We start from the raw sequence: 1,402 nt of genomic DNA, 5'->3' as shown, positions 1-1,402 counted from the left end.
GTAGTATCAGGAATAGCTATGTCCTTACTTTTCATGTCAGGTTCTAGCGCTGGTGGCCTTACTATTTTAGCAAAAATGATAAAAAATAGATTCCCTAATTTAGAGCTTACAAAAATACTTCTATTTCAAGACATTATAGTCTATATTATCGTTGCCCTAGCAATGGGTGTGAATTATGTTTTGTATTGCGTAATTATGAGTTTTACAAGAGCAAAAACAATAGATGCAATTCAAGAAGGCATGGCTTCCTCAAGACAATGTATAATAATAAGCGATAAAGCTGATGACATAATCAATGATATACAAATAAAATTAGGTAGAGGAGTTACATTACTCAATGCAGAAGGTTGCTACACACATTCAAGCAAAAAATTTATCTATGTAGTAGTACAAAGACACCAATTAATTCCACTTAAAAAAATAGTAAAATCAATAGATTTAACCGCCTTTGTAACAGTATCTTCCGTTAATGATATACTTGGTAATTTTAAACAAAAGAGCTACTCGGTACAATAGCTTACATTTACTACTTGCTACTAAAATACAAAACTATATAAAAATAATCCAGTAGTGAAATTCATTACTGGATTGATTTCATTAATTCATCTTTCTCTTTATAGTCTATTTCTAAAAAACCTCAAAAAATTCTTTTATTTGATTTATTTGTTCTTCTATTTCTTCTGATTTATTCATATCATATTCAGAATCAATAAACTTTCCTATTACTGATAAAGTATATATAGTTCCTTCTTTATAGGCTACTACTATTCTTTGATATGACTCTTCGTCTTCATACTCTAGTAAATATGATTCTTCTGCTCCAGGGATATCTGATTCTACATAGTTCCAACCTCCATAGTATAATTGCAGATAAGCTTCAAAACTTTCCTCCATCATATAACTTGCATACACTCTAACATCATACATAGTATCTTCAAATAATATACATCCATCTGAATTGTCGCTTTCTACAGCTTCTCCCCACTATTTTGGATACTCTACACTATACCCAAATCTACCATTTCCATAAACTATTTTTTCTCCAATATTTTCTTTATCTCCAATTATTCCTGTTTCACTTGTTTCTGATTCCTGTATTGCTTCTTCACTATCTATAGTATTTAAGGTTTCGCTTTTTATTTCTTGTTCACTAGGTCTGTCACAAGCTGCAAACGTTGCTACAATTAATACTAAAACAATAAATATCCTTATTATTTTTTTCATGAAATCTTCTCCTTAAAATAATTATTAAAAATGCCTTCTATCTTCTCTAAACATCTATATACTATCATAATGCCGTTGCAAAATTTGTTTTATTTTGTAATATTAATAATTTTTAGTAAAAAATAAAACTAGTAGAAATTAATCTACTAGTTTATAACTGGTATTTTAATTTTAAAAA

Annotated in this window: 3 protein-coding genes; 1 reads left to right on the top strand and 2 read right to left on the bottom strand. The window is 28.5% G+C overall.

Annotated elements, in window-relative coordinates:
* A partial coding sequence (locus tag ACVHXK_RS18630) for a YitT family protein (protein ID WP_461207911.1) occupies positions 1 to 516 on the top strand: 516 nt, incomplete at its 5' end.
* A gap of 111 nt (positions 517 to 627) precedes the next feature.
* Here ACVHXK_RS18630 and ACVHXK_RS18625 read toward each other — a convergent pair.
* Both ACVHXK_RS18625 and ACVHXK_RS18620 read right to left on the bottom strand, forming a co-directional pair.
* Complete coding sequence (locus tag ACVHXK_RS18625; RefSeq protein WP_461207910.1) at positions 628 to 927, bottom strand: hypothetical protein; 300 nt, start codon at positions 925 to 927, stop codon at positions 628 to 630.
* Positions 928 to 984: 57 nt separating this feature from the next.
* The gene (locus tag ACVHXK_RS18620) at positions 985 to 1,224 is read right to left on the bottom strand and encodes a hypothetical protein (RefSeq protein WP_461207909.1); all 240 of its coding nucleotides are present in this window, start codon (positions 1,222 to 1,224) and stop codon (positions 985 to 987) included.
* Positions 1,225 to 1,402: the final 178 nt, after the last annotated feature.

Source organism: Clostridium sp. DL1XJH146 (assembly GCF_054819755.1).
Note: the sequence above shows the minus strand (reverse complement) of the source record. Positions and strands in the feature narration are given on the sequence as shown.

Coding starts and splice junctions, on each gene's coding strand:
- ACVHXK_RS18625 (WP_461207910.1), bottom strand. CDS start 927: ATGTATGATGTTAGAGTGTATGCAAGTTATATGATGGAGGAAAGTTTT.
- ACVHXK_RS18620 (WP_461207909.1), bottom strand. CDS start 1,224: ATGAAAAAAATAATAAGGATATTTATTGTTTTAGTATTAATTGTAGCA.